The sequence below is a fragment of the Streptomyces sp. YIM 121038 genome (assembly GCF_006088715.1).
Taxonomy (GTDB): Bacteria; Actinomycetota; Actinomycetes; order Streptomycetales; family Streptomycetaceae; genus Streptomyces.
Genome location: NZ_CP030771.1, coordinates 8,612,566 through 8,631,806 on the forward strand (window position 1 = coordinate 8,612,566; position 19,241 = coordinate 8,631,806).

Below are 19,241 nucleotides of genomic sequence, written 5' to 3' on the forward strand. Positions count from 1 at the left end.
ACGGACGTGACCGACGCCGCCGAACTGCGGCGCCGCACGAGGGAGTTCCTCGCCGCCCACCCGCCGGGCACGACGGAGCGCGGCGCGTTCCTGAAGGCCCGCTTCGACGCCGGGCTCGCCTGGGTGCACTACCCCGAGGGCCTCGGTGGCCTCGGCGCGCCCCGCCCGCTGCAGGGCGTCGTGGACGCCGAGCTGGAGGCCGCGGGCGCCCCCGACAACGACCCGCGCCGCATCGGCATCGGCCTCGGCATGGCGGCGCCGACGATCCTCGGCTTCGGCACCGAGGAGCAGAAGCGCCGCTTCCTCAGGCCCCTGTGGGTCGGCGACGAGGTGTGGTGCCAGCTGTTCAGCGAGCCCGGCGCGGGCTCCGACCTGGCGGCGCTCGGCACCCGCGCGGTGCGCGAGGGCGACACCTGGGTGGTGAACGGACAGAAGGTGTGGACCTCCAGCGCGCACCTCGCCCGCTGGGCCATCCTCATCGCCCGCACCGACCCGGAGCTGCCCAAGCACCGCGGCATCACGTACTTCGTGTGCGACATGACCGACCCCGGTGTCGAGGTGCGGCCGCTGCGGCAGATCACCGGCGAGGCCGAGTTCAACGAGGTCTTCCTCACCGACGTCCGCATCCCCGACGCCCACCGGCTCGGCGCGGTCGGCGACGGCTGGCGGGTCGCGCAGACCACGCTCATGAACGAGCGCGTGTCCATCGGCGGTACGCGCCTGCCGCGCGAGGGCGGCATGATCGAGCCCCTCGCCCGGACCTGGCGCGAGCGCCCCGAACTGCGCACCCACGACCTGCACCAGCGCCTGCTCACCCTCTGGGTGGAGGCCGAGGTCGCCCGGCTCACCGGCGAACGCCTGCGCCAGCAGCTCGCCGCGGGCCAGCCGGGCCCCGAGGGCTCCGCCGCCAAGCTCGGCTTCGCCCGCCTCAACCAGGCCATCAGCGGTCTGGAGGTGGAACTCCTCGGCCAGGAAGGGCTGTTGTACGACGACTGGACGATGCGGCGGCCCGAGGGGGTCGACTTCTTCGGGCGCGGGGCGGGCTACCGCTATCTGCGCGCCAAGGGCAACAGCATCGAGGGCGGCACGAGCGAGGTCCTGCTGAACATCGTCGCCGAGCGCGTCCTCGGCCTGCCGCCGGAACCGCGCACCGACAAGGACGTCGCCTGGAAGGACCTGACCCGATGACCCCGCCGAGCCATCTGCTCCACACGGAGGAAGAGGAGGCGGTCCGCGCCGCCGTGCGCGCCCTCCTCGCCGACCGCTGCGACCCGGCCACCGTCCTCGCCCGCACCGACGCGGACGCCCCGTACGACCGCGAGCTGTGGAAGGCCCTCACCGAGGGCATGGGCCTGGCCGGGCTCCTGGTGCCCGAGGACCGGGGCGGCCAGGGCGCCACGCACCGCGAGGCGGCCGTGGTCCTGGAGGAGCTCGGCCGCGCGGTGGCCCCCGTGCCGTATCTGACGAGCGCCGTCATCGCCACCGAGGCGCTGCTCGCCTGCGGCGGGGCGGCCGCCGACCTGCTCGCCGCGCTCGCCTCGGGCCGTGCGGTCGGCGTGCTCGCCGTGCCGTTCGCCACCGCCCCCGGGGCCGCGTACCCGCTCGCGCGCCACGCGGACGGCGTCCTGCGCGGCGAGGTGACCGGCGTCGCGGACGCGGGCGCCGCCGACGTGCTGCTCGTCCCGTCCGACGGCGGGTTGTGCGCCGTCGACACCGACCGGGGCGGCGTCACCGTCACCCCGCTGACCTCGCTGGACCGCACCCGCCCGCTCGCCACGGTCACCTTCGACGCGGCCCCGGCGCGCCCGCTCGCCCCCGACGCGGCGGCGCCGGTGGCCCTGGCCCTGCGCGCCGGGGCGGGGCTGCTCGCCTCGGAGCAGCTGGGCCTCGCCGAGTGGTGCCTGGCGGAGACCGTGCGGCACACGAAGGAGCGCCATCAGTTCAACCGCCCCGTCGGCTCCTTCCAGGCCCTCAAGCACCGCCTCGCCCAGGTCTGGCTCGACGTGGTGCACCTGCGTGCCGCCGCCCGCAACGCCGCCGACGCCCTGGCCACCGGCAGCGACGAGCCGGACCTCGCGACGGCCCTCGCGCAGGCCTACGCGTCGCCCGTCGCCGTGCGCGCCGCCGAGGAGGCCCTCCAGCTGCACGGCGGCATCGGCATGACCTGGGAACACCCCGTCCACCTCGCCCTCAAGCGCGCCAAGGCCGACTCCCTCGCCCTCGGCACGGCGGGGCGGCACAAGGAGGCCTTGGCCGGGCTTGTCGCCCTGCCAGCGCCCTGACCTGCACGTAGTCCGAAAGCCGTAGGGGACCCGTGCCTTACACACCCATTACTTGAGGCATAATTGCGAGCTGTTCGCAAGAAGGATTGATCTTCAGTAGGGGTGTGGAGCATGAGGGCCCGATCCATACGGACCACGGGCGCGGTCGCGGCGACCGCCGCACTGGCGGTCGCCGCCTCGGCCTGTTCGTCGCCGGACGACGGCAAAGGTGCGGACGGCGCGAAGGACTCCGCGGTCGTCGGCATCGCCTACGAACCCGAGACGCTCAGCCCGCTCCTCGGCTACGGCAAGGACGGCAACTCCAAGATCTTCGACGGTCTGCTCACGCACGACGCCGACATGAAGCTGCGGCCCGCGCTCGCCGCGAAGCTCCCGAAGGTCAGCGACGACGGCAAGACCTACACCTTCGCGCTGCGCAAGGGCGTCAAGTTCAGCGACGGCAAGCCCTTCTCGGCCAAGGACGTCGTCTTCACGTACGAGACGATCCTCGACAAGAAGACGAACAACGCCTCCAAGACCGAGCTCGACGCCCTCAAGAGCGTCGAGGCCAAGGGCGACGACGCCGTCGTCTTCCACCTCAAGTACCCCTACGCGCCGTTCGCCGAGCGCACCGTCCTGCCCATCGCCCCCGAGCACATCGCGGGCAAGCAGGACGTGAACAAGGGCGACTTCTCCACCGAGCCCGTCGGCACCGGCCCCTACGAGCTGGTGAAGTGGTCCAAGGGCGAGAAGATCGTCTTCAAGGCCAACCCCGGCTACTGGGGCGGCGCCCCGAAGATCAAGAACTTCACGATGGCGATCATCAAGGACGACGACGTGCGCGCCACCCGGCTGCGCACCGGCGACCTCGACGGCGCCATCCTGCCGCCGAACCTCGCCGAGACCTTCGCGTCCGACGGCGCCAAGAAGACGTACGCCGCCAAGACCTTCGACTACCGCGTCGTGACCCTGCCGACCGGCAACGAGGTCGCGGGCGACACGGCCGTGCGGCGCGCCCTCGACATCGGCGTGGACCGCAAGGCCATGGTCGACTCCATCCTCGAAGGCGCGGGCAAGGAGGCCTACGGCCCCGTCCCGACGGACAGCCCCTGGTTCACCAAGGGCACCGAGCGGAAGTTCGACGCCGCCAAGGCCAAGAAGATCCTCGACGAGGCGGGCTGGAAGCCCGGCAAGGGCGGCATCCGCGAGAAGGACGGCGTCCAGGCGTCGTTCCCGCTCTGGTACCTCACCGGCGACAAGCTCCGCCAGGACCACGCGCTCGCCTACGCCTCCGACGCCAAGAAGCTCGGCATCAAGGTCGAGGTGCAGTCCGGCACCTGGGAGGTCATCGAGCCGCGCATGGCCAAGGACGCGGTCCTCGCGGGCGGCGGCTCCCCGGCCGACCCGGACTTCGACCAGTACGCGCTCCTGAAGTCCTCCCTCGCCGGTGACGGCTTCAACAACATGGCGCACTACGACAACGCCACGGTCGACAAGGCCCTGGAGGACGCCCGCAAGAGCGGCGACCGCGCCGAGCGCGCGGCCGCGTACGACACGATCCAGCGCGAGCTGGTGAAGGACCCCGGCTACACCTTCCTCACGCACATCGACCACCTGTACGTGGTGGACAAGTCCTTCGGCGACCTGTCCACGCAGGTCGAGCCGCACGACCACGGCCTGGCCTCGGGCCCGTGGTGGAACGTCGAGGACTGGCAGCCGAAGAAGTGACCTCCGCGCCCGACAAGCGGCGCGACCGGGGGACCCGGACCCGCCGGGTCCCCTGGGGGCCCATGGCACGGCTCGCCGCCCGGCGAGCCGTGTTCGCCGTCCCGGTCCTGTTCGTCGTGACCTTCGGCGTCTTCGCCGTCGCCGAGGCCTCGCCCTTCGACCCCGTCAAGGCGTACGCGGGCACGGCCGGGCTCACCGCGTCCCAGGAGAACCTCGACCAGCTGCGCGCCAACCTCGGCGTCGACAAGCCGCTGGTGAGCCGCTGGTGGGACTGGCTCACCTCGGCCCTCAGCGGCGACCTCGGCGACTCCAGCACGCTGCGCCAGCCCGTCGCCGACGCCATCGGCGAGCGCATCGGCTGGTCGGTGCTGCTCGCCGCCACCGCCTTCCTCCTCGCGATCCTGCTCGGCTCGGCCCTCGGCGTCCTCGCCGCGCGCCGCCCCGGCGGCTGGCTCGACCGGGGCATCACCTCGCTCGCCTACACCCTGGAGGCCGCACCGCCGTTCTGGCTCGGCCTCCTCGTGATGTGGCTGTTCGCCCTGAAGCTGGACGTGCTCCCCGCGGGCGGGCTCACCGACACCGCCCGTACGACGGTGACGTTCGACCAGGTCACCAGCCATCTGATCCTGCCCGCCGCCGTCCTCGCGATCTCCCAGCTGCCGTGGTTCGTCCTGTACGTGCGCCAGAGCGTCGGCGACGCGCTCGGCGACGACCCCGTGCGCGGCGCCCGCGCCCGCGGCCTCGCCGAACGCACCGTGCTGCTGAAGCACGCCTTCCGCTCCGGCATGCTGCCGGTGCTCACCCTCGTCGGCTCCCGCGTGCCCGAACTCATCACCGGCGCCCTGCTCGTGGAGACCGTCTTCAGCTGGCCCGGCATCGCCGCGGCCACCGTGGGCGCCGCCACCTCCGTGGACTTCCCGCTGCTCGCCGCGCTCACCGCGCTCGCGACGGCCGCCGTCCTGCTCGGCAACCTCCTCGCGGACCTGCTGTACGGGCTCGCCGACCCCAGGGTGGGATTCGATGGCTGAGACCACCTGGCGCCCGGCCTCCGCGCGCGCCGCGCGCACCTCGGCCACGGCCACCCGCGCGTGGCGGGTGTGGGGCTCCGCCGCGATCGTCGCGGCCGTCGTGCTCGCCGTCCTGATCGTGCCGCCGGTCGTCGACCTCGACGAGCAGGCCGTGCACCTCGCGGACAAGCTCCTGCCGCCCTCCCTCGCCCACCCCTTCGGCACCGACGACGTGGGCCGCGACCTGCTGGTGCGCTGTGTGTACGGGCTGCGCGTGTCGCTGCTCGTCGGCGTCGTCGCCGCCGTGGTGGCCACCGTCGTCGGCACCGCGGTGGGCGCCCTCGCCGCCGCCTGCGGCGGCTGGGTGGACCGGATCGTGATGCGCGTCGTCGACGTCTTCGCGTCGGTCCCGCACCTGCTGCTCGGCATCTTCGTCGTCGCGATGTTCCGGCCCGGCGTCTGGCCCGTGGTGATCTCCGTGGGGCTCACGCACTGGCTGTCCACCGCCCGCATCGTGCGCGCCGAGGTCCTGTCGCTGCGCTCCCGCCCCTACGTCGACGCGGCGATCTCCGGCGGCGCCTCACGCCGGCGCGTGACCGTGCGCCACCTGCTGCCCGGGGTCCTGCCGCAGGCCGGGCTCGCCGCCGTCCTGATGGTGCCGCACGCCATCTGGCACGAGTCCGCGCTCTCCTTCCTCGGCCTCGGCCTGCCCACGCACCAGGCGAGCCTCGGCACGCTCGTGCAGGGCGCCCGCAGCTCGCTGCTCGCGGGCGACTGGTGGCCCACGCTCTTCCCCGGCCTGTTCATCATCGTGCCCACCCTGGCGATCGCGGGCCTCGCGGGCGCCTGGCGCGAGCGGATCAACCCGCGCCGCCGATCGGAGCTGATGCTGTGACCGCGCCCGGCCCCGCCCAGGGTCCCGTCCTGACCGGCCCCGCCCAGGACCCCGTCCTGTCCGTCCGCGGTCTGTCCGTGCGCTTCCGCATGCGCGGCGGCGGCCACGTGGCCGCCGTCACCGACGCCCGCTTCGACCTCGCGCCCGGCGAATGCCTCGCCCTGGTCGGCGAGAGCGGCTGCGGCAAGTCCGTCCTCGCCTCCGCCCTGCTCGGCCTCCTGCCGGGCAACGCCGAGACCGCGGGGTCCGCGCTGCTCGGCGGCCTCGACCTGCTCACCGCCTCCGAGCGCACCCTGGCCCGCACCGTGCGCGGTCGGCGCGTGGGCCTCGTCCCGCAGAGCCCCGCCGCGCACCTGACCCCCGTACGCACCGTGCGCTCCCAGCTGGAGGAGACCCTGCGGGAGCTCACGGGGGTGCGCCGCCCCGCGCTGCGCGCGGCCGCGGAGGCGGCGGCCGAGCGCGCCTCCTTCCCCGTCGGGCACCTCGACCGCTACCCGCACCAGCTGTCCGGCGGCCTCGCCCAGCGCGCCGCCACCGCGCTCGCCCTGATCGGCGACGCGCCGCTGCTCCTGGCCGACGAGCCCACCACGGGCCTGGACCGCGACCTCGTCGACCGCACCGTCGACGAACTGCGCCGCCACGTCGGTGACGACCGCGCGCTGCTCCTGATCACCCACGACCTGGCCGCCGCCCGGCGCGTCGCCGACCGCGTCGCCGTCATGTACGCGAGCCGCGTCGTCGAGATCGCCGACGCCGAGGCGTTCTTCGGCGAGCCCGGACCGCGCCACCCGTACGCGCGCGGCCTCCTGGACGCCCTGCCCGAGCGGGACTTCACCCCGATCCCCGGCATGCCGCCCGAGCTGTCCGCGCTCCCGGAGGGCTGCGCCTTCGCGGCCCGCTGCGCACGGGCCGACGAGAGCTGCGCGACCCGGCCCGCGCTCACGGCGGGCGTCGCCTGCCACCACCCGGTCACCGCCGCGCTGGAGGCGCCCCGTGCTTGAACTGCGCTCCCTGACCGCCGGATACGACCGCCGCGACCCCGTCGTACGGGACGTCAGCCTCACCCTCGCGCCCGGCGAGTCCGTGGGTCTGCTCGGCCCCAGCGGCTGCGGCAAGTCGACGCTCGCCCGGGTCGCGGCCCTGCTGCACCGGCCGGACGCGGGCCAGGTCGTCATCGACGGCGAGGCCGCGCGCGGCTGGCGCCACCGGGCCCCGCGCGCCCAGCGCACCGCGTTCGGCGTGGTCTTCCAGCAGCCCCGGCTCTCCGCCGACCCGCGCCTGACCCTCACCCAGCTGATCGCGGAGCCCCTGCGGGCCACCGGCCGCGGCGCCGGGGCCGCCGACCGCGTTGCGGAGCTCGCCCGCACCGTCGGCCTGGGCGCCGACCTGCTCGGCCGCCGCCCGCACGAGGTCAGCGACGGCCAGCTCCAGCGGGCCTGTCTGGCCCGCGCCCTCGTCCTGCGGCCGCGCTGGCTGATCTGCGACGAGATGACGGCGATGCTCGACGCGTCCACGACGGCCGCCCTGGTCGCCGCCGTGGAGGAGTACCGGGCCGGCGCCGGGGCCGGGCTGCTCGCCGTGGGGCACGACAAGGTGCTCCTGGAACGGTGGTGCGACCGGACGGTGCACTGGGACGAGCTGACCGGCGGGCCGGTGCCCGCCTAGGGCCTGCGGGCCCGCGCGTCGGACCGTGAGCGGCCGGGCCCGCGCGTCAGACCGCGACCAGCGTGACCTCGGTCGCTTTCACGCTCGTGTAGACCGGGGTGCCGTCGGCGAGGCCCAGTTCGGCCGCCGCCTGCGGGGTGATCTCCGCGACGAGGTCCGGCGCCTTCTCGGCGGTGACCAGGACCCGCAGCCTGCTGCCGACCGCGGTGATCTCCCGGACCGTGCCGTGCCAGACGTTGCGCGGGCTGCCCTCGGGGTGCTCCAGGTGCAACGACACCGCCTCGGGCGGGATGACCGCGAGGGCCCGCGTGCCCTCGCCGAGCGGATCGGCGGCCACCAGGTGTCCGCCGTCGGCGAGCAGCAGCGTGCCGTCCCCGGTGCCCGTCCCGGCCAGGGCGTTGCTCCCCAGCATGCGGGCCACCCAGGGGGAGCGGGGGCGCCGGGTGACCTCGGCGGGCGAGGCGTCCTGCAGGGCCCGCCCGTCCTCCAGGACCAGGACCCGGTCGGCCAGGGAGACGGCCTCGACCGGATCGTGGGTGACGAGCAGACAGACCCCGCCGAAGCCCGCCAGATGGGTGCGCAAGGTGTGGCGGACGTGCGCCCGCGTCGTCTGGTCCAGCGCGGCCAGCGGCTCGTCGAGCAGCAGCAGCCGCGGGTGCGGCGCCAGGGCCCTGGCGAGGGCGACGCGCTGGGCCTGGCCGCCGGAGAGCTGCGCGGGCCTGCGGTGCGCGAGGTGCCCGACGCCGAGCCGGTCGAGCCAGAGCCGTGCCCTGCGGCGCGCCTCCGCGCGCGGCACCCCTTGGGCACGCAGGCCGTAGGCGGTGTTGGACAGGGCGCTCAGGTGCGGGAAGAGCGCGCCGTCCTGGGGCACCCAGGCGACGCCGCGCCGGTGCGGCGCCAGCGCGGTGACGTCCGTCGCGCCGAGGCGCAGCCGGGCGTGGGCGCGGGGGGTGAGCCCGAGCAGGGCGCGCAGGAGCGTGGTCTTGCCCGCCCCGTTCGGCCCGACGACCGCGATGGTGGTGCCGGGCTCGGCCGTCAGCGTGAGCTCGGTGAAACCGGTGACGTCCGCGTGCAGGGGCCAACGCTCCCGTGCCGGCTCGGCCCCGACGGGCCCGGACCCGGTCGCTTCCGGCCCGCCCGTGGGTTCGTCGGCCAGGGGCGCGGAGCCGCCGCGGGGGCGCGCCGCGCGGTCGGTCGTCCCGCCCGTCCAGCGCCCGCGCAGCGCGACGAGGACGGCCATGGCGATCACGAGCAGCAGCAGCGACACGGAGGTCGCGGCCTCGGGCTGGTCCTGGAGCAGCAGATACACCTGGAGCGGCAGGGTCTGCGTGGTGCCCGGCAGGTTCCCCGCGAAGGTGATGGTCGCGCCGAACTCGCCGAGCGCCCGCGCCCAGGTGAGCGCGGCCCCGGCGGCGAGCCCGGGCGCGACCATCGGCAGGGTGACGGTGAAGAACACCCGTACCGGCGAGGCACCGAGGGAGGCCGCGGTCTCCTCGAACGACAGGCGCATGCCCGCGAGGGAGCCTTCGAGGCTGATGATCAGGAACGGCATGGCCACGAAGGTGGCGGCCACGACGGCGCCCGACGTGTGGAACGGCAGGACGATCCCGAAGGTGTCCTCCAGCCACGGCCCGAGCAGCCCGCGCCGCCCGAAGCCGAGGAGCAGCGCGACCCCGCCGACGGTGGGCGGAAGCACCATGGGCAGCAGCACGAGCGAGCGCACCAGCGCCTTGCCGGGGAACGGCACGCGGGCGAGCAGCCAGGCCAGCGGCACCCCGAGGACCAGGGACAGGCCGAGCGCCCAGAAGGACACGTACAGCGAGAGCTTGAGCGCCTCGGTCACTCCGGGGCTCGTCAGATGCGTCCCGAGGTCGCCCCAGGCGGTCCTGCTGAGGATCCCGACGAGCGGGAGCAGCAGGAACGCGACGGCGAGGAGCGCGGGCACGGCCAGGGTGAGCGGCGGGCGCGCACCGGCTCCGCGGCGTGGTCTCATCGGGGATTCCCAGGTCGGTGCGCGGGGGCTACGGCTTCTGGAAGCCCGCGTCCCGCAGGATCTTCTGTGCCTCGGCGGAGTTCAGCCACTTCACGAACGCGGCCGCGGCGCCGGTGTGCTCGGACGTCTTGAGGGTAGCGGCCGGGTACTCGGCGATCGCGTTCTGGCCGTCGGGGATGTCGACGCCCTCCGCCTTGCCGTCCGCGGCCTGGACGTCCGTCTTGTAGACGAGACCGGCGTCGGCCTCGCCGAGCTCGACCTTGGACAGGACGGCACGGACGTTGGGCTCCTGGGAGACCGGCTTCACGTCGACCTTCTGCCGCTCCAGGATCTGCTCGCTGTAGCGGCCGACCGGCACCTCGGGCGCGGCGAGGACCACCTTCAGATCCTTGTCGGCGAGGTCCTTGAGCTGCTCGACCTTCTTCGGGTTGCCCTTGCCGGTGGCGATGACCAGGCGGTTCTTGGCGATCACGGTCGGCTTGCCGGTGTCGGAGCCGAGCGCGTCCATGGTCTTGGTGTCGGCGGTGACCAGCGCGTCGGCCGGAGCGCCCTGGCGGACCTTGGCGGCCAGCTCCTGCGAGCCCTCGAAGGAGAAGGTGATCTTCGTGCCCGGGTGTGCGTCCTCGTAGGCGGCGCCCGCGGTCTTGAACACGTCGGTGAGGGAGGCGGCGGCGAGGACGGTGAGGTCGGCCTGCTGCCGCGTGCCGCCGTCCTTCTTGCCGCCCTCGTCCTTCTTGTCGTCGTCGCTGCCGCACGCCGTCAGCGGCAGGAGCAGGGCGGCGGTGACGAGCGCGGCGGCGGCCCGCCGCTTGGTGATCACGGTGTTCATGCGGTGGGACTCCTCTTGCTGCGGACGGCGCGGGGCCGCCCGGGAGAACGGAACGACGCGGTGACCGGGGACGGGCGGTGCCGCTGGGGACGGATGTTCAGGCGCGGTCGATGTGCACGCTGGTCGACTTCACACGGGCGGTGGCCCGCATGCCGGCCCCCTCACCGATGCCGCCCCGGGCGACCTCGGTGGAGAAGGCGGCCAGGTCCCGGCCCTCGATGAGGCGGCGCCCGCTCCGGTCGCGGTGGGTCGCGACCCGCCCGGCGTCCGCCCAGCGGCGCGCGGTGTCGGGGCCGACGCCGGGCAGACGCGCGGCCTGACCGGTGGTGTAGGGCTGCATGTGCGACAAGATAGCCGCCTTCATCTTGCATTTACAGACATTGGGGCGATTTCACATGGCAGATGCCAGGTGACTGGAGGAAGACCCAAAGCTGCCGCCCACCCGGCCGCTGCGCGAGGGGCGCGGGGCGAGGCAGGGCCGCGCACGCGGTGAACTGAAGGCGTCGATCACGCCAACTCCCAGGCCAGAAGGGTTCTTCGGAGCAGCGGGAGGCCATACTCACTGCGGCCGGAGGCCCTGCTCGCTGCGGCTCCGGCCGATTCCCGTCCCCACTCCGCCCTTTCGGGAGGTACCCCATGGCCCTCGTCACCCGTCGCAGAGCCCTGACCACCCTCGGCGCGGCCGTCGCGACGGCCGTCGCCGCACCCGGAATCGCCCACGCGGCCGACCCCGCGCCGGGCACCCGCCCGCTCGGGCGCGGCCACCACCCCCGCACGCGCCCCCTCGCGCAGGCCCACGCGCACAACGACTACGAGCACGCCCGGCCCCTCCTGGACGCCCTCGACCACCGCTTCACCAGCGTCGAGGCCGACATCTTCCTCGTCGGCGGCCAACTCCTCGTGGCCCACGACCCGGCGGACCTCGACCCGAGCCGCACCCTGGAGTCGCTGTACCTGGAGCCCCTCGCCGCCCGCGTCCGCGCCCAGCACGGCTCCGTGTACCGCCACTGGCACGGCCAGTTCCAGCTCCTGATCGACATCAAGACCGAGGGCGCGTCGACGTACCGGGAGCTGGACCGCCATATGCGGCCCTACCGGCGCCTGTTCACCACGTACGCGCACGGCAAGGTCCGCCGCTCCGCGATCACCGCCGTGGTCTCCGGCGACCGCGCGGCCCGCCCGGTGATGGAGGCGCAGCCGGTGCGCCGCGCCTTCTACGACGGCCGTCTCGCCGACCTCGGCGGCCCGGCGCCCGCCTCCTTCGCGCCGCTCATCAGCGACAACTGGTCCCTGAACTTCACCTGGAACGGCGTCGGCCCGATCCCGCCCGCCGAGCGCGCCAAGCTGCGGGGCATCGTCTCCACCGCCCACAAGCGCGGGCAGCGCGTCCGCTTCTGGGCCACGCCCGACCTGCCGGGCCCGGCCCGCGACGCGGTCTGGACCGAACTCCTCGACGCCGGTGTCGACCACCTCAACACCGACGACCTCGCGGGCCTCCAGACGTTCCTCGACGCCCGCCGCGGCTGACGGCCCGCACGGCGACGTCCCCCGCACACCACTCGTCCGGCGGACACGCCGCTCACCCGGACAAACCCTCCGCTACGCCACACTTGCCGCCGAAAGCCACGGTGTCGGCGTGGCGGAGGAGGTCCGTGATGTTCCTTTCGATCTCGGTGGGGCTGCTGCTCCTGATCATCGCGGTGGTGCTGCTGCGCAGCGGGGGCATGAAGGTCTCGCACGCCGTGGTCTGCGGTCTGCTCGGCTTCTACCTCGCGGGCACGAGCGTGGCGCCGACCATCCACGACGGCCTGACGGCCACGGCTGACATCGTCAGCGGCATCCGGCCGTGACCGCGCCGGAGCCCGGGGCCGAGTGATCGTTTGCGGCCCCGTGAACAACTCCCGCACGAGCATGGACACTTCACGGGGCCGGTCCTAGCGTCGGCGCATGCCTCGTCCAACCCGTACGCGCCGACCCCGTACGCTCGTGGGCCGTGTCCTCGCCCTGGCCCTCGGGGCCACGGCCCTGACCCTGCCCGCCGCGCACGCGGACGAGATCCCCAAGGCCCCGGGGCACCGGCTCGTCGCCCCGTACGCGGGCGCGCCCGCCACCGCCGCGCCCGTCCCCGGCGACCCGCCGCCCCAGCACCCCCACCTCGCCCCGAACGGGCGCAGCGGCATGCACGCCGACGCGGCGGGCAGCGGAACGTACCCCTGGAACGGCCCGCTCGGCCGCGCGCCCGAGGTCGACAGCGAGAAGATGGCCGCGCTCGGCGGCGAGTGCGCCACCGTCACCTTCGACCGCGACGGCCGGATCGTCACCGTGTGCGGCACCTTCTCCGGCTTCCTGGTCAAGCTGCTCGACCCGCGCACGCTGCGGACGCTCGCCGAGTACAAGCTGCCGCAGCGCCCCTCCACCGTCGAGGCGATCACGCGCCTCGACTTCTCCCGGATCTTCAAGGACACGTCCGGCGGCGCGTACTCCTACCTCGACGACGAGGACCGCCTCGTGCTCGCCGACTCGCGCCAGCACGTCGTACGGCTCGCGCACGAACGCACCGCCGACGGCGGGTGGCGCTTCGTCGTCGACAGGGACTGGGACCTCACGGCGCACGTCCCGCACGACTGCGTGAGCTGGACGAACCTCCACCCCAGCGGCGAGTGCGACCCGGTCACCTCCGTGCTGCCCGACTGGGACGGGCGCATCTGGTGGGTGACCCGGCAGGGCCGCGTCGGCACCGTCGATCCGAAGACCGGCGCCATCCGGTCGATGAGACTGCGCGGCGAAGAGATCCAGAACTCGTTCTCGGTCGCCGAGGACGGCGTGTCGATCGTCTCCGACCACGCCCTGTACGGCTTCGAGGCCACCGCCGACGGCACGCCGAAGGTCACCTGGCGCCGGACCTACGACCGGGGCACAGGCACCAAGCCCGGCTCCGTGAACCAGGGTTCGGGCACCACCCCCGACCTGTTCGGCACGGCGGAGAAGTACGTCGCCATCACCGACAACGCCGACGACCGCATGCACGTCCTCGTCTACCGGCGCGGCGCCGACGTCCCCGAGGACCGCCGCCTGGTCTGCGCGGTCCCCGTCTTCGGCTCCGGCGCGTCCACCACCGACAACTCGCTGATCAGCTACGGCAACAGCCTCGTCGTCGAGAACAACTACGGCTACGAGAACATCACCTCGCTCACCCTCGGCCGCAGCGTCGTCGGCGGTGTCACCCGCGTCGACGTCCGTGCCGACGGCAGCGGCTGCGACACGGTGTGGCAGAGCCAGGAGCGCTCCCCGTCCACCGTGCCGAAGCTGTCCACCACCAACGGACTGCTCTACCTCTACACCAAGGACCCCCACCCCCTGGGCATCGACGCCTGGTACCTGACGGCCGTCGACTTCCGCACCGGCCAGACCCGTTGGAAGCGGCTCGCCGGGACCGGCGTCGCGTACGACAACAACTGGGCGCCCGTGACGCTCGGCCCCGACGGCACCGCGTACGTGGGTGTCTTCAACGGCCTGGTGGCCGTGCGGGACGCCGGGGAGTGAGGCGGCTCCCTGGAGGGCGGCCCGCTAGGGGCGGGAGAAGACCCCGATGCCGTTGGGCACCGGGCGCTCCGCGCCGCCGCTCGGATGGTTGCGCACCGAGACGGCGGGCGCGCCCGGCTCCCGGGCGGCCAGCGTGCTGGAGCCGCCGCCGTCGAGACTGAAGCCGTCCTCGGCGCCCAACTCCCGCAGGGACGAGGCCACGTCGGCGATCGTCAGGCCGCCACGGAACTCGGGCGCGCCGTCGAGCGCGAGCAGGACCAGACGGCGGCCCCCCTCGTCGATCCCGGCGGCCGTGCGCACGGCGGACGTCCGGTCGTCGAGGCCCGGCAGCGGCGCCCCGTCACGCAGCAGCGGATAGCCGCCGATGACGAAGCGGTACGGGGTGTCCGTCGCCGACGGCACGAGCCGGTGGCGCACCTGCGCCGGGTCGCCGATCGCCAGCTTGCGCAGCTGCTGCGCGCCCGCCTCCCGGCCCACGAGCACCGTCGTCCCCGGGGCGATGGCGCCCCGGCCGGGCGTGTCGGCCACGGCGGCGACGCGCCCGCCGCGCACCGTCACCTCGTAGGTGTCCGTGCTGCACGGCGCGCCCCGGTCGGTGTCGGTGCCGCAGGTCGCCCGCACGCGCGAGGTGACGCCCCAGTCGCTGGTGAACGCGCCCACCGAACCCACCGGCAGCGCGTACTGGTTGAGCCCGCCGAGCGGAAGCCGCGCCTCGCGGGTGCGCACGCTGCCGTCGAGGGTCAGACGGTCCAGGCGGGCCCTGCGGTCGACGCCCACGCCGATGACGTCCTCGGTGGTGGTGCCGGGCGGCAGGGCCGGGCCGAAGCGCTGGCCGTTCGGGACGGCGGCCTTGAGGGTGCGTCCGGCGGCGACGGCGGGTCCGACGGGCGCGCCGGTCGCCTCGACGCCGGGGTGCTGGGTCTCGGTGATGTTGAAGAAGTCGCCGTTGACGCCGGCGACCGCTCCCGCCTGGTCGGCCAGCGTGGACACGGGCTGCCGGGCGCCGACCGCGCCCGGGTACAGCAGCCCGACGCGAACGCCCGGGTGGCGCAGGTCGACGTCGAGGACGTGCGCGTGTGCGGTGCCGCGCGGCGTCGGGATGTCGTAGTCCCGGTACTCCACGCCCGGCGCGATCTCGGTGGCCGCGGGCGCGGCCCCCGGAACACCACTGGCCGGTGCCGCCCCGAGGAGGGCGGCACCGGCCAGGGTGCCGAGGGCCGTCAGCGCGGCGAACGCGCCGCGCACCGCTCTGAAGCGTCTGCTGCCTTGCCCGCGTCGTGTCACGGATCCCCCTCGGGTCGGCTGGGCCGTCCAACTGTCCCAGCAGTGAAGGGAGTTCACCAGACGGCGAGGACGGAGCACGTGCTAGGCGCCCACGAGCCGCGAACGGATGAGGAAACGGACGCCCTCGGGGGCCTCCAGCGAGAAGCCGCTGCCGCGCCCCTCGACGACGTCGACGATGAGACGGGTGTGACTCCACACCTCGTACTGGCTCTTGGACATCCAGAACCGTACCGGCTCCGCCACGCCGTCCACGGTCAGCGACGCGAGCAGCACGTCGGAGTCACCCGTGCGGAACTCCCCCTCCGGGTAGCACATGGGCGCACTGCCGTCGCAGCAGCCGCCGGACTGATGGAACATCAGCGGGCCGTGGGCCGACCGCAGCCGCCGCAGCAGATCGGCGGCTGCGGGGGTCAGCTCCACGCGCGGGGTGTCGGCCATGGCCGGTCGGCCTCCTCCGGGTCGCGGGTCACCGGGCCGCGGTGGCCCGGCCGGGCCAGTCAACACCGCCGGAGGTTGCGAGGAGGTTGCAGCCGGGCGCCGCTCCGCGCCGCGCCCCGCTCGGCGGCCCCACGGCGCCCCGGGCCGCCGCCCCTATGTCCGGCCGGGGCCGCCGCTGCCGAAGGCGCCGCTCGAACCGGGGGTCCAGCGCCCGGGCTCCTGGTCGTCGCTCGGTTTGCTGCCGACCGTGCCCCCGCCGCTGAGCTGGTGGGGCGTCAGACGGCCGCCGTCCTGCGGGACCTCATCGGGCTCGCGCCGCTCCCGGACCTCGCGGACCGGACCGTCGTCCGGCAACCGGGGCTGCTCCTCGGGACGCGGCCGGTCCGGCTCCCTCCTGCGCACCCGGATGCCGAGCCAGACCGCCCACGTCAGCGCCACGACGATGAGCAGGCCGAGCCCGAAGGCCAGGAAGGCGCTCGCGGACGGCGAGGCCGCGAGCGGGGAGCCGCCCGGAGCGGCCAGTGCGATCGGTGCGGTGTGCGTCGTCATGCGCGCCGGGTACCCGGGAACGCGCCGCGTACCCGGAGCGCGTCAGCGGGTGCGCAGCGCGAACGTGTGCCCGGCCGGGTCGGAGTAGAGCCGCACCTCGCGCACGCCGTCGCGCTGGGTGTCCACCGGCCGGGCACCGCCCGTGATGGCCGCGCGCTCCGCCGCGTCCATCTCGCCCTCGGCGACGAGCAGTTCCAGATGGGTCTGGTGGGCGTCGTCGGGCCGCGGCCAGCTGGGCGGCGCGAAGCCGGTGTCGCGCCGGAAGCCCAGGCGCGTACCGGACGCCCCGGTGGTCTCGAACCGGTCGGCCTGGGGGTTGTACGTCACGTCCTCGCCCAGGAGACCGGCGTAGAACTCGGCCAGTTGCTCCGGCTCGCCGCTGTCGAGCACAAGGATCGCCGTTTCCACTGTGGCCATGGTGCCCCTCGTTTCGCGGTGGATGGTCGGTGGGCGGTGGACCGGCGGATCCGGGTTTGCCGGTGGCCCGCCGGGGGACTCGCAGCCCCGGCTGGGAAGCCACGGGGAGTGAGGAACCTTGGGCGCGGGGTACGGGCCCCCGCCCAAGGCCCCGACAAGGCCCGCGGCCCCGACAAGACCCCGCGGCCCCCACGGGCTTCCGTCAGGAGGCCGTCCGCCGTACGGCCCGCGCCCCTGCCCCACTCCGCGACCAGCCGGACCCGCATGTTCGCGGGTGCCCTGACAACGGGAGCGGAAACGTCCACCGCGGAGCCCGGCCCCGAACGCCGCCACGACTGCCGGGCGCGTTCCAGGGAACCCGGGGACACGAAACGGACTTCAGCCGAGGGAAAGCGGAGCTATGGAGATCTCAGGGCTCATCAGTGCGATCGTGATCGGCGCCGTCATCGGGATCCTGGGGCGGCTCGTCGTCCCCGGGCGGCAGCGCATCGGCGTCCTGTGGACCATCGTCGTCGGCATCGTCGCGGCGCTCATCGGCACCGCCATCGCCTCGGGCCTGGACGTCGCCGACACCAAGGGCGTCGACTGGACCGAGTGGCTCATCCAGATCGGCCTCGCCGCGCTCGGCGTGGCGGCGCTCTCGCGGGTCAAGCTGCGGCGCTGACCGGCCCGGCACGCCCACGGCCCCCTTCCGGCCGGTCCGCCCGGTGCCGACTATCCTGGGCGGCACGGCCGCCGCGTACGCGGGGAACGGCCGTACGGCGGTGGGGCCCGCCGTACCCCAACCGCGGTGACGACGCCGCCGACGGCCCCTGCTTGTGAGGACACGCGCCCGCACACTCCCGGGCGGCGCACGAGTGGGAGACGTACGACCGGATGACAGCACCGCGCGACCGGACCGCCGAGCCCGAACCCATCGACCCGGACATCGACGTCCCGGCGCCCGCCGGGCCCGCGGGACCGGCACCCGGCCAGGCACCCGTGCTCGCCGCGGTGGCGGCGGGCGGCGCGGCGGGCGCGGCGGCCCGCTACGGCGCGGGACTGCTGTGGCCCACCGCGGCGGCCGCCTTCCCCTGGACCACGCTGGTGGTGAACGCGCTCGGCTGCGCGGTGATCGGCGTGTTCCTGGTCCTGGTCACGGAGGCGTGGAGCGCCCACCGCCTGGTGCGGCCCTTCTTCGGCACGGGCGTCCTCGGCGGCTTCACCACGTTCTCCACGTACGCCGTCGACGTCCAGCGGCTGCTCGGGGACGGCCACGCCCGGATCGCGCTCGCCTATCTGGCCGCCACCCCGGCGGTGGCGCTCGTGGCGGTGTGGACGGCCGCGACGACGACCCGCCGCGTGCTCTCCGGGAGGCCACGATGAACTGGGTGCTCGTGCTCACCGGGGCCGCCGTCGGCGCGCCCCTGCGCTATCTGACGGACCGGGCCGTCCAGGGCCGCCACGACTCCGTCTTCCCCTGGGGCACCTTCACGGTCAACGTCGTGGGCTGTCTGGTCCTGGGCGTCCTCACCGGCGCCGTCACCTACGGCGCCGCCCCGAACTCCGCCCACCTGCTCGTCGGCACCGGCCTGTGCGGGGCGCTGACCACGTACTCCACCTTCTCGTACGAGACGCTGCGCCTGGCCGAGACCGGCGCGCGCTTCCTGGCCGCGGCCAACGCGGCGGCCAGTGTGGCGGCGGGGCTCGGCGCCGCGGTCACCGGCGCGGCGGTGGCCCGGGCGTTCTGGGGCTGACGCCCGCGGGGCCGGGCGGGGCGCCCCCCTGTGAGCGCCCCGCCGGTGACCGGTGTCAGCAGGTACGGCCCACGTAGTGAGCGCCCTGGATCTTGTCGGCGGAGCCCAGCCAGGTCCTGCCGGGCGCGACGCACCGCTCGTAGTCCGGGGCCAGGGCGACCCTCACCTTGATCACCACACGGGAGCCGTCCGACGTGCAGTGCTGGTAGTAGGCGTCGGAACTCGTCTCGTAGAAGCCGCACGGATCGGCGGCCGCCGGGCTCGCGGAGACGGTCACCACCCCGAACGACGTCAGCGCGAGAGCGGCCGAACCGAGGGCGCCGATCACCTTGCGACGGATACGCACCAGAGGACTCCTCAAGAGGAAAGGGCCGGAAAGGGCCGGAAGAAGGGGGCCGGACCGGCCGCGCGAGCGGCCGCCGGACCCCGGTCGTCGGCCCCGAGGATCGCCGCCGCGCCCCGCGCCGGAGGCCCGAACGCGGGGGGTCTCACCTGGCGGATCGTTTCCGCATGGGCCGTTCGAGTGATCGATGAGGGAATGTCATCGTCCGTAAGGATCAGGCCATTCGGTGGCGGGCGTCACAACTCACCGCCCTGGCGCGGCCGGTGGCGGCGGGCCTACGATGCCTGTGCTCCGGCTGTGGCGGAAACGTGCGGCTGCGGGCACACGGACAACTGAATGCGTACGCGACTGGGGAAAGCCGGTGAGACTCCGGCACTGACCTGCAACCGTGTGCGGCACGCCTCGGCGTGACCGCGAGTCGGGCTGCCCAGCGTGGCACGTGCACTGCTTCTCACTGTCATGGTCTGCAGCGTGGAGCCCAGAGCCCGTCACCGGTTCTACGGCCCCCTGCCGCTTCCTTCCTGGAACGCGCGTAGGGGTTTTTCGTGCGGCA

21 protein-coding genes and 1 riboswitch are annotated in these 19,241 nt (G+C 74.3%); of the genes, 13 read left to right on the forward strand and 8 right to left on the reverse strand.

Translation table 11 applies throughout. From position 1 onward, the window contains the following. Nucleotides 1-6: 6 nt before the first annotated feature. The 7 genes from C9F11_RS35955 (at nucleotide 7) to C9F11_RS35985 (ending at nucleotide 7,556) form a co-directional block, all read left to right on the forward strand. On the forward strand, nucleotides 7-1,188 hold the full coding sequence (locus tag C9F11_RS35955) for an acyl-CoA dehydrogenase family protein (RefSeq protein ID WP_138967430.1): 1,182 nt from the start codon (nucleotides 7-9) through the stop codon (nucleotides 1,186-1,188). Next, nucleotides 1,185-2,282 carry an acyl-CoA dehydrogenase family protein gene (locus tag C9F11_RS35960; RefSeq protein WP_138963609.1) on the forward strand — a complete coding sequence of 366 codons (1,098 nt, stop codon included), beginning with the start codon at nucleotides 1,185-1,187 and terminating at the stop codon, nucleotides 2,280-2,282. Before C9F11_RS35955 ends, C9F11_RS35960 begins: the two co-directional genes overlap by 4 nt. A 111-nt stretch (nucleotides 2,283-2,393) precedes the next feature. After that, on the forward strand, nucleotides 2,394-3,989 hold the full coding sequence (locus tag C9F11_RS35965) for an ABC transporter substrate-binding protein (RefSeq protein ID WP_138963611.1): 1,596 nt from the start codon (nucleotides 2,394-2,396) through the stop codon (nucleotides 3,987-3,989). Nucleotides 3,990-4,051: 62 nt separating this feature from the next. Further along, nucleotides 4,052-5,017, forward strand: coding sequence for an ABC transporter permease (locus C9F11_RS35970; RefSeq protein ID WP_138963613.1), 966 nt, complete (start codon nucleotides 4,052-4,054; stop codon nucleotides 5,015-5,017). Beyond that, nucleotides 5,010-5,891, forward strand: coding sequence for an ABC transporter permease (locus C9F11_RS35975; protein ID WP_138963615.1), 882 nt, complete (start codon nucleotides 5,010-5,012; stop codon nucleotides 5,889-5,891). The genes C9F11_RS35970 and C9F11_RS35975 overlap by 8 nt, the downstream gene beginning before the upstream one ends. An 89-nt stretch (nucleotides 5,892-5,980) precedes the next feature. Then, nucleotides 5,981-6,892, forward strand: a complete 912-nt coding sequence (locus tag C9F11_RS35980; protein WP_138967432.1) for an ABC transporter ATP-binding protein — start codon at nucleotides 5,981-5,983, stop codon at nucleotides 6,890-6,892. After that, complete coding sequence (locus C9F11_RS35985; protein WP_138963617.1) at nucleotides 6,885-7,556, forward strand: ATP-binding cassette domain-containing protein; 672 nt, start codon at nucleotides 6,885-6,887, stop codon at nucleotides 7,554-7,556. The genes C9F11_RS35980 and C9F11_RS35985 overlap by 8 nt, the downstream gene beginning before the upstream one ends. 46 nt (nucleotides 7,557-7,602) lie before the next feature. Here C9F11_RS35985 and C9F11_RS35990 read toward each other — a convergent pair whose 3' ends face one another. From C9F11_RS35990 to C9F11_RS36000, 3 genes are all read right to left on the reverse strand, one after another. Next, nucleotides 7,603-9,549 carry an ABC transporter permease gene (locus tag C9F11_RS35990; protein ID WP_138963619.1) on the reverse strand — a complete coding sequence of 649 codons (1,947 nt, stop codon included), beginning with the start codon at nucleotides 9,547-9,549 and terminating at the stop codon, nucleotides 7,603-7,605. Nucleotides 9,550-9,577: 28 nt separating this feature from the next. Further along, nucleotides 9,578-10,378: a molybdate ABC transporter substrate-binding protein gene (gene modA, locus C9F11_RS35995; protein ID WP_138963621.1), complete on the reverse strand. Its 801-nt coding sequence runs from the start codon at nucleotides 10,376-10,378 to the stop codon at nucleotides 9,578-9,580. A gap of 97 nt (nucleotides 10,379-10,475) precedes the next feature. After that, complete coding sequence (locus C9F11_RS36000) at nucleotides 10,476-10,718, reverse strand: helix-turn-helix domain-containing protein (RefSeq protein ID WP_138963623.1); 243 nt, start codon at nucleotides 10,716-10,718, stop codon at nucleotides 10,476-10,478. A 296-nt stretch (nucleotides 10,719-11,014) separates the two neighbouring features. Between C9F11_RS36000 and C9F11_RS36005 the strand changes: the two genes are divergently transcribed. The 3 genes from C9F11_RS36005 to C9F11_RS36015 all read left to right on the forward strand — a co-directional run bounded on the left by C9F11_RS36005 (nucleotide 11,015) and on the right by C9F11_RS36015 (nucleotide 13,921). Continuing rightward, entirely contained in the window at nucleotides 11,015-11,905 is an 891-nt protein-coding gene (locus C9F11_RS36005; protein ID WP_138963625.1) for a phosphatidylinositol-specific phospholipase C/glycerophosphodiester phosphodiesterase family protein, read from the forward strand. Nucleotides 11,906-12,033: 128 nt separating this feature from the next. After that, nucleotides 12,034-12,228 (forward strand): hypothetical protein, encoded by a 195-nt coding sequence (locus C9F11_RS36010; RefSeq protein ID WP_138963627.1) that lies wholly within the window; start codon nucleotides 12,034-12,036, stop codon nucleotides 12,226-12,228. Nucleotides 12,229-12,325: 97 nt separating this feature from the next. After that, nucleotides 12,326-13,921: a hypothetical protein gene (locus C9F11_RS36015; RefSeq protein ID WP_138963629.1), complete on the forward strand. Its 1,596-nt coding sequence runs from the start codon at nucleotides 12,326-12,328 to the stop codon at nucleotides 13,919-13,921. A gap of 24 nt (nucleotides 13,922-13,945) precedes the next feature. On the opposite strand, the gene C9F11_RS36020 is transcribed toward C9F11_RS36015, so the two are convergent. From C9F11_RS36020 to C9F11_RS36035, 4 genes are all read right to left on the reverse strand, one after another. Continuing rightward, entirely contained in the window at nucleotides 13,946-15,205 is a 1,260-nt protein-coding gene (locus tag C9F11_RS36020; protein ID WP_138963631.1) for a phosphodiester glycosidase family protein, read from the reverse strand. A gap of 81 nt (nucleotides 15,206-15,286) precedes the next feature. Further along, nucleotides 15,287-15,643, reverse strand: coding sequence for a DUF779 domain-containing protein (locus tag C9F11_RS36025; protein WP_138963633.1), 357 nt, complete (start codon nucleotides 15,641-15,643; stop codon nucleotides 15,287-15,289). Nucleotides 15,644-15,796: 153 nt separating this feature from the next. After that, nucleotides 15,797-16,192 carry a DUF6479 family protein gene (locus C9F11_RS36030; RefSeq protein ID WP_171075945.1) on the reverse strand — a complete coding sequence of 132 codons (396 nt, stop codon included), beginning with the start codon at nucleotides 16,190-16,192 and terminating at the stop codon, nucleotides 15,797-15,799. Between the two features lie 42 nt (nucleotides 16,193-16,234). Continuing rightward, the gene (locus C9F11_RS36035; RefSeq protein ID WP_138963635.1) at nucleotides 16,235-16,609 is read right to left on the reverse strand and encodes a VOC family protein; all 375 of its coding nucleotides are present in this window, start codon (nucleotides 16,607-16,609) and stop codon (nucleotides 16,235-16,237) included. A gap of 400 nt (nucleotides 16,610-17,009) precedes the next feature. On the opposite strand from C9F11_RS36035, the gene C9F11_RS36040 reads away from it, so the two are divergent. The 3 genes from C9F11_RS36040 to crcB all read left to right on the forward strand — a co-directional run bounded on the left by C9F11_RS36040 (nucleotide 17,010) and on the right by crcB (nucleotide 18,345). Next, nucleotides 17,010-17,273 (forward strand): GlsB/YeaQ/YmgE family stress response membrane protein, encoded by a 264-nt coding sequence (locus tag C9F11_RS36040; RefSeq protein WP_138963637.1) that lies wholly within the window; start codon nucleotides 17,010-17,012, stop codon nucleotides 17,271-17,273. A gap of 212 nt (nucleotides 17,274-17,485) precedes the next feature. Next, nucleotides 17,486-17,974: a CrcB family protein gene (locus C9F11_RS36045; RefSeq protein WP_138963639.1), complete on the forward strand. Its 489-nt coding sequence runs from the start codon at nucleotides 17,486-17,488 to the stop codon at nucleotides 17,972-17,974. Then, complete coding sequence (gene crcB, locus C9F11_RS36050) at nucleotides 17,971-18,345, forward strand: fluoride efflux transporter CrcB (protein WP_138963641.1); 375 nt, start codon at nucleotides 17,971-17,973, stop codon at nucleotides 18,343-18,345. The genes C9F11_RS36045 and crcB overlap by 4 nt, the downstream gene beginning before the upstream one ends. Nucleotides 18,346-18,400: 55 nt before the next feature. On the opposite strand, the gene C9F11_RS36055 is transcribed toward crcB, so the two are convergent. Then, nucleotides 18,401-18,691: a DUF6355 family natural product biosynthesis protein gene (locus tag C9F11_RS36055; protein ID WP_138963643.1), complete on the reverse strand. Its 291-nt coding sequence runs from the start codon at nucleotides 18,689-18,691 to the stop codon at nucleotides 18,401-18,403. Nucleotides 18,692-18,989: 298 nt separating this feature from the next. Then, nucleotides 18,990-19,134: riboswitch (cobalamin riboswitch) on the forward strand. The last annotated feature ends 107 nt before the right edge of the window (nucleotides 19,135-19,241 follow it).